General features: G+C 40.3%; 5 protein-coding genes. 2 read left to right on the forward strand and 3 right to left on the reverse strand.

Features of this window, described 5'->3' with window-relative positions; translation table 11 throughout:
- The first annotated feature begins 121 nt into the window (after nt 1–121).
- The gene (locus tag Q4Q49_RS21720; protein ID WP_312000419.1) at nt 122–1681 is read left to right on the forward strand and encodes a SulP family inorganic anion transporter; all 1560 of its coding nucleotides are present in this window, start codon (nt 122–124) and stop codon (nt 1679–1681) included.
- Nucleotides 1682–2355: 674 nt separating this feature from the next.
- Here Q4Q49_RS21720 and Q4Q49_RS21725 read toward each other — a convergent pair.
- The 3 genes from Q4Q49_RS21725 to Q4Q49_RS21735 form a co-directional block, all read right to left on the reverse strand.
- The gene (locus Q4Q49_RS21725) at nt 2356–2565 is read right to left on the reverse strand and encodes a cold-shock protein (protein ID WP_011789734.1); all 210 of its coding nucleotides are present in this window, start codon (nt 2563–2565) and stop codon (nt 2356–2358) included.
- A gap of 306 nt (nt 2566–2871) precedes the next feature.
- Nucleotides 2872–3687, reverse strand: a complete 816-nt coding sequence (rlmA, locus tag Q4Q49_RS21730; protein WP_312000420.1) for a 23S rRNA (guanine(745)-N(1))-methyltransferase — start codon at nt 3685–3687, stop codon at nt 2872–2874.
- 40 nt (nt 3688–3727) lie between these two features.
- Nucleotides 3728–4570 carry a hypothetical protein gene (locus Q4Q49_RS21735; protein WP_312000421.1) on the reverse strand — a complete coding sequence of 281 codons (843 nt, stop codon included), beginning with the start codon at nt 4568–4570 and terminating at the stop codon, nt 3728–3730.
- A gap of 1055 nt (nt 4571–5625) precedes the next feature.
- Between Q4Q49_RS21735 and Q4Q49_RS21740 the strand changes: the two genes are divergently transcribed.
- Nucleotides 5626–6561: a hypothetical protein gene (locus tag Q4Q49_RS21740; protein WP_311991045.1), complete on the forward strand. Its 936-nt coding sequence runs from the start codon at nt 5626–5628 to the stop codon at nt 6559–6561.
- The last annotated feature ends 1018 nt before the right edge of the window (nt 6562–7579 follow it).

Below are 7579 nucleotides of genomic sequence, written 5' to 3' on the forward strand. Positions count from 1 at the left end.
GCATGGCTTTTTTATTTCTATCGTAAAACTCACACTATATTTAAGGTTTAGCTCAATCCATTTTTTTGTTAGTATTCGCGCCTTATTTTTATCCACACAACAACTTAATAACAGAGGTTCAATGTTTGATCTCATTCGCCACAAAACGTCTAGTCATAAAGCCGATGTGCTTTCAGGGCTAACAGTTGCACTTGCGCTTATCCCAGAAGCGGTCGCATTTGCCTTTGTCGCCCATGTAGAGCCTATGGTTGGACTTTATGCCGCCTTTATCATGGGACTTATCACGGCACTGATTGGTGGCCGTCCAGGGATGATTTCGGGCGCGACAGGCGCGATGGCCGTCGTCATGGTGTCTTTGGTCGTTGAGCACGGTGTCCAATATTTATTTGCTGCCGTAGTCTTAGCGGGACTCATCCAGATCTCAGCCGGGGTATGTAAACTCGGTAAATTTATTCGGATTGTGCCCTATCCCGTCATGATTGGCTTTGTGAATGGTCTGGCGATTGTGATTTTCCTCGCCCAGCTAGGTCAGTTTAAGTTCAAGGATGCCAGCGGAAACTTAGTCTGGTTGCCACAAGAACCATTAATGCTGATGTTAGGCTTAGTAGCACTGACGATGGCTATCATTTATTTTTTGCCTAAGATCACCACAGCAGTGCCTTCATCACTAGTAGCAATCCTCACTGTAACGGCAATTGTCGTCGGACTCGATCTTGATACTCGTAATGTCCTCGACTTCCTCAAAACCATGAGTGGTAACGACAATGCGACCATAGCGGGTTCATTACCTAGCTTTGCTATTCCCTCTGTGCCTTTTAATCTTGAGACCTTATATATCATCCTGCCCTACTCCTGCATCTTAGCGGCTGTTGGCCTTATCGAATCACTGCTGACATTAACTGTGATAGATGAGATGACTAATACCCGTGGCCGCAGCAACAAAGAATGCGTCGGCCAAGGCCTTGGAAACATCACCAGCGGCTTCTTCGGTGCTATGGGTGGTTGTGCCATGATCGGGCAATCGATGATTAACATTAACTCAGGTGGACGCGGCCGATTATCAGGAATTACAGCAGCAGTCGCACTGCTTGCCTTTATCTTATTTGGCGCTTCATTTATTGAGATAATCCCCCTTGCGGCGCTAGTTGGGGTAATGTTTATCGTTGTGCTCGGCACTTTTGAATGGGCAAGCTTTAAGTTTATGGGCAAGGTCCCGAAGCATGATGCCTTCGTTATCGTGCTAGTGACGACGGTAACCGTATTTACCGATTTGGCATTTGCGGTATTTGTCGGCGTGATCGTTTCAGCCTTAGTCTTTGCCTGGGAACATGCCAAGCATATTAATGTGACTGAAGAGCAGAATGAGCAAGGCTGGAAAGTCTATAAACTCAATGGCCCATTATTTTTCGGCTCAATTGCGAACTTCCTCGAATTATTTGACCCAGCAAAAGATCCTCAAGATGTGGTTATCGACTTTAAGAACTCTCGGGTTGCCGATCATTCCGCATTGGAAGCAATAGACACGCTCGCTGAACGTTATGTTAATGCGGGTAAGAAGTTGCACTTGATCCACTTAAGCGCTGATTGTAAAGCACTGCTGCATAAAGCGGGAAATCTTGTCGAAGTGAATCAACTCGATGATCCTCACTATAAAGTGGCAGATGATAAGCTGGATTCATAATCTAAGTTTCAACAATAAGTGCTAGCTTAAATATGAAATACCAAAGCCTGAATCGCAATGTTCAGGCTTTTTTATTACCATTAATCATTTAACGGTAAAGCTGATTTATATCAATAAGTAACTCCTCATCCCCTCAGTTCTAACACGTCTAAACTTAGTCATGACGAGATTTATAGTTTTGCATTCACCTATGCAGACCTACACCAACAGACTCCAAAGCAGTCATAATGCCCCTGCTAATCCATGCAACGAGAATATGATGGGATAAATGCGTTATCGGCCTAGAATTGAGGTTACGCTTACACTAAATACAGTATCGAGAATACAGTATCGAGAGGTGTAATAGTGTTTAATACAACTGATGCAAACATGGAGGATGAATCGAAAGAGCTTTATTGAAGTTTAACTCTCTAGAAATGATGTGTCTTAGAGATAAAGAGAAAATCTGAAAGTAGGTGCTAACAACTATTACGATAGCTAAGAAGCCAATTGAGCAACCTAAGCTCATTAATCTAGCGGCTATTTATATAACTTTTAACGGAGAAGACTACACAATCTAGAGGACCAACTAACCTTCAAAAGAATGTTAAATTTCACACAAACAAAAAGAGCCATGGAATAAACCATAGCCCTTTAATCCATTGCTATCAGCTCTAGGCTAACAGCACTGAAAATTAACCAATGATAGTTACGTTTTCAGCTTGTGGACCTTTTTGACCTTGAGTCACAGTGAAAGACACTTTTTGACCTTCATCAAGAGTTTTGAAACCGTCAGAGTTGATCGCACGGAAATGTACGAATACGTCTGGACCAGATTCTTGCTCAATGAATCCGAAACCTTTGTCAGAGTTGAACCACTTAACAACACCAGTAACTTGAGACATGATATAAATCCTGTAAATAAAAAATTAAAGCCTTAACGGCGGTGGAGCTGGAAAATGCCGGTATTACTTATGTTTACAGGACGAACTGGTCGTATTGAACACATAAATATAAGCCCAACCTTCAAGCTGATAAGACTATAAACCATTCTAAAGATAAGTCAACACACTGCGACACTTTGGATTATTTATTTTGCCTAAATCTACTTTGCGGTTTTGCAACCGGCTAGCAGAACATTCAGTTCATGCTGCTTAGCATTTACAGTTAAACATTTTAAATAATTTATTTCAATAGCTTAATCTATTCACTTATCTTGAAATGCGATGCACTTCAATTTGGAAATCCAATTCACAGCTTAGTCCTTGCAGAGCAAATGCTCGCTTTTGCGCATCGGTAAACTTCCAAGCGTAAGGCGTCATTTCTAAAAAATGAGCAATGTGATCACTTTTTGTCAGTTCAAGCTGAGAAATTAAGCGTTCCTGATGCAGGCACTCAAAACCAGCAATATACGCAGCAGATACAGGATGCAATCTAGGTTCTGCATAAATTTGTTGCTTCAAAGCGAAGTGATGCGAAGGTCCGGGAGAGACTGTTATCAAGATACCACCATCGGCCATAATGCGTTGTAACTCTTCAACTTTGGAAGGTGCATAAATGCGAATGGCAAGATCGACACTTTGAGAGGCGATGGGCATCTCATAGGCACTTGCCACACAAAATGCTAAATTGGAGTAGCGTTTAGCCGCATATTTAATTGCTGACTTAGAAATATCTATGCCTTGTAAATCACAATCATGGTGCTGACTCAACACATTGAATAAACGCTGGCTGTAGTACCCTTCCCCACAGCCTATATCAAGGATCTGTTTTGCATCAGCACCAAACTCGATCGCGAGTTCATTCACTTTATCACTCAAGCCTTGATAATACCCTTCGTTTAAAAATTCACGCCGAGCAAACATCATCTGCTTGTTATCACCTGGATCTTTTGAGTTTTTCTTCTGTACGGGCAATAAGTTGACATAACCCTCTTTAGCCATGTCAAACTTATGTTGCTGTGGACAACCCCAAGTGCGGTCCGTTAACGTCAGCGGCGCGGAACACAGAGGACATAAATAGTGCATAGTGGACTCTTATCTTTAACTAAATTTGGGCAAGAAAGGTTTACGTTTCGTCTTCCATTAATCGGTCAACCATCTGGATCAGTTCTGGTGGCGCAAGTAACTCATAACACTCTAATTTTCTTAATAACTTGTCTGTGTTATCAGCATCATTAGCGGCGCGACTATAATTGGGACGCTCAAACATATGGGTATAGGTTCTAAATAACCACTGTTGTTTCTGAAGTAACAAGGGATCAAGCCTTAATACCTCGTCGGCAAGACTAGCCTGACATTGACCAAGCTCCCCACGTAAAAAAGCTTGTAATTCTAACCTAACTTGCTCAATTTCGGTCATGTAAATGGCGAGGGATTCAGATGATGCGGCATAATCGTATTGCCTTGCTAACAGAGCTTTAGCGACCATTAGCGCTTTAGGTTCATGCAAAACGCGTAAATCGGCTTCTAAAGGCACTAACTCAAACTTTGAATCCGCTTGTAAAGCAAACGTTAAGCAATTATCTATGACTGAATTACCTTCATCTAAACCATTAGTCATGTCTAAGGTAAAAGATACGCCCCGTCTCAATTCTGCCGCGCAAAATTTTGCAGCAGTGCCCATTCGCGTATAGAGCCGAAAACCTTGCCCAAGACTTCGAGTGATCGGTGTATTAAAGGCCTGTGCACTTTGCGGTAACGATTCAACTTTAAGACCCATAAACGGTTGAAAACGAATCGCAATATTTTGTGGGGTTCCAGCTTCAGCAATAACGATAACCTCTAGCAAAGGCGCACTGATCGCCTGTAACACAATAAAATCACTGATATCGTCGGGTAACCGCAACGTGAGTATCGACGCCTTTTCAGCATCAAGCACCATAGGCCCATTTAGAAATTGATGATACATAAGACATAATTCCCCTGTTCAGCCGTGATTGTACCTTTGAATCTGAATGAAGATCACCAATGAAGTCTTTATATTCTCAAGATAATGACTTAATTACCTTAATGGTGTAAATGTTCATTCGGGGAGTTTCGGTGTTAAGATGTTATTATTCGACAAACTGTCATTTGAATTTAATTATGTCTAACCATTCCCAGCCAAGCATATTTTGGCACGACTACGAAACTAAAACCACTTAACCATTGATTAATAATACAAAAAACAATGTACACATTCCAGTTCTGTACACTCATATGTACACAATTAGTTTAATAAACTTCCAAATTAACTGTTCTGAAACAACAAGATTACGTATAGCCTCAATATTCTTTCATGTTAAATCTGTTTTCTCCCAACATTTTTGATTCTCATTTGCAGTCGATATGTGTCATTTCAGATGCAGCTATTTCGATGTTTTATTAACCAAGAACACAAACCGAGCACAATGGGTAATTGACAATATAAACCTGAGAATAAACAGACCGCATTCTACCCAGAGTTCCAATACATAGAAATATAGTGCAGCGTATATTACCCGCTCAATATCATACTAGTGGCCCTTAGCTTTTGTTATCAAATCTGACATAACTTCTGCAGAGGCGGCACAATATAACTACACGAAAATCAACGTGATGGATCATGAGTCTGTAATGTCATACGATACCCCACTCCACTGTCCTGCATTTGGAACTCAGCAAGTTTAGTGTCGAGTCATCCGGCAAGTGTTACTCTTTTGCCTTTTGATTTGTCAACTACATGCCATTTCAAAAATCTATAAATTTACGAGTTAACAAATAGCAGCTCAGCTAGATCGGTCTCTTTAAATCCATACCCCCAGTTGCCTCAAAATAGCAGCTAGAATATTTGCTTATCCTAGTTGGTGGAGTGCTCACATATCGTAAATATTTAATGAGTATAATTTATACAAGTCATTAGTTTTTTCGCCGTTCAGACCAATTAAGCTATAGTCTATTTGAGGATGTAGTAAATAGGTTTCTGAACATGGACATGAGTTTCTTATGTATAACTTACAAATATTTAGAATTTTTTTGAGTGTTATTCTCTTGATGGGCTTAACAAGTATCCCCATCACTTATGCTAACGATCAGTTCATAATCAATCGTTCAGAATCTAATCATGATGATCGATACAAATATACGTATGACCTTTTACAACTTGTTATTGATGCAACCAAAGCCGATTTTGGCCAAGCATCATTGGAGGTTTCCGATGTCATTATGAGCAGAAATCGCATATTAAGAGAATTGCAAGATGGTCAAAATATTAATGTCATAGCTGAAGCCTCAAGCTTAGAGTGGAATACAAAGCTTATACCAATAAAAATCCCCATACGTAAGGGAGTTCAAGGATTTAGAGTTTTCATTATTCAGAAGGAAAATGTGAAATCGTTGGCTCAAATCACCTCTATTATGCAGTTAACTTCTCTTAAAACAGGCTCAGGTAGTCAATGGTCAACTAAAGTTGCCATGCAACAGGCTGGATTTGAGGTCATTGAAAGCGTTCAATATGATAGTTTATTTAACATGCTATCAAAGGGAAGATTTGTTACATTTGGCCGTGGAGTGAATGAAGCTTATCAAGAACTTAAGCAGTTCAATCTACAGTATCCAAATCTAGTGATTGATGAAAACATTTTGCTGCATATCCCTCTTGCGACCTATTTTTATGTTTCACCTAATAAGCCTCACTTAGCCCAGAGAATAGAAGTCGGTCTTCGAAGAATAATCAACAATGGTGAGTTTGAAAAATTATTTTACAAACGTCATTGTGATTTTTTGATAAAAAGCAAAATGAATCAAAGGTTAATATTTAAAATTGACAATCCTCTTATCTCCGAAGCTGAGATGACTTCAATTGTAGGTAAAGATTTTCTACTCAATCCTAAGGATGACTTTTCCATTTTGTGTAAAAAAATCACTGATAATGACGTCTGAAATTTTGAATAGCACCGCAAACATAATGCAAATTAGGTATCGATTTAGGCCATTGTAGCCATCGTCCAAAAAAATTTGCTGCATGCACTGGCTGAACCAGGTAGTTAATCATCACTAATCCCTGCGGTCTTTCAGACCAAAATACTGCAGATTGTCCAACTGGCATTGCAGGCATGACCACGAACAGTCTTCCTTAACCAACTTGTTTAGCGCGAGCTTTTTACTCTGGCAAGCATTCAGTCATGACATACAACACTAACCGGTTAGCAAATTTGGAATTATTTAGTTATCAGTTAAGTGATTCTGGGATAAAGCTGGAACGAATCGATATGCTTAGGCGGCGACGCTCTGATGTATTCAGACAAAAGTAGGTTTCTCCCCATCATTGTTCTTCGCTTTATATAGCTACTCACTTACGAATAGAGGCAAAATATCGGTCCATTCAACAAAGATCGAAGGATCACAAATCGATCTATTGAAGTTGGTATATCCGAGCACACCAATTTTTTGAGGTTCTGAGAAAACAAGGAAAATAATCAATTATAATCAACACTATAGATAGCGTTCAAAATTATGAACGCCCCCTAAAAACCCGCTAATAAAACAACAACCAAGCCCTCTAAAATCCTCATATGTAGTGAAGCACTGCGTGTCGCTGCCCCCGCAATCAACCGCGCCAGAAGGACCCGTGATGATAATGGTTCGCATCTACATCGAGTTGAGAGTGATTCTCATCACCATAAGATGTCGCGTTCGGCTTCAATCAAACCGTGAGCATCGACGAGACACAAAATCCGCCCATCAGAAAGTCTAAATTCCTCATAATTGCACATGATCATCGCTCCCTTTCTATCCATGCAGGATGACTAATATAGGTAAAGTGGCACTCGGTTAAAATGAGCCTAGGCCTAGACAGCGCTATTCACCTAAAACCGTCTAAAACCTTGGCTTTTACCCTCTTCACCCCATCGCCAACAATTAACACTAAATCAACAAATACGCGCTATTGCATCCTCCA

Origin of the sequence: Shewanella sp. SP1S1-7 (assembly GCF_031932105.1) — a bacterium.
In the GTDB taxonomy this organism is placed as follows: Bacteria; Pseudomonadota; Gammaproteobacteria; order Enterobacterales; family Shewanellaceae; genus Shewanella; species Shewanella baltica.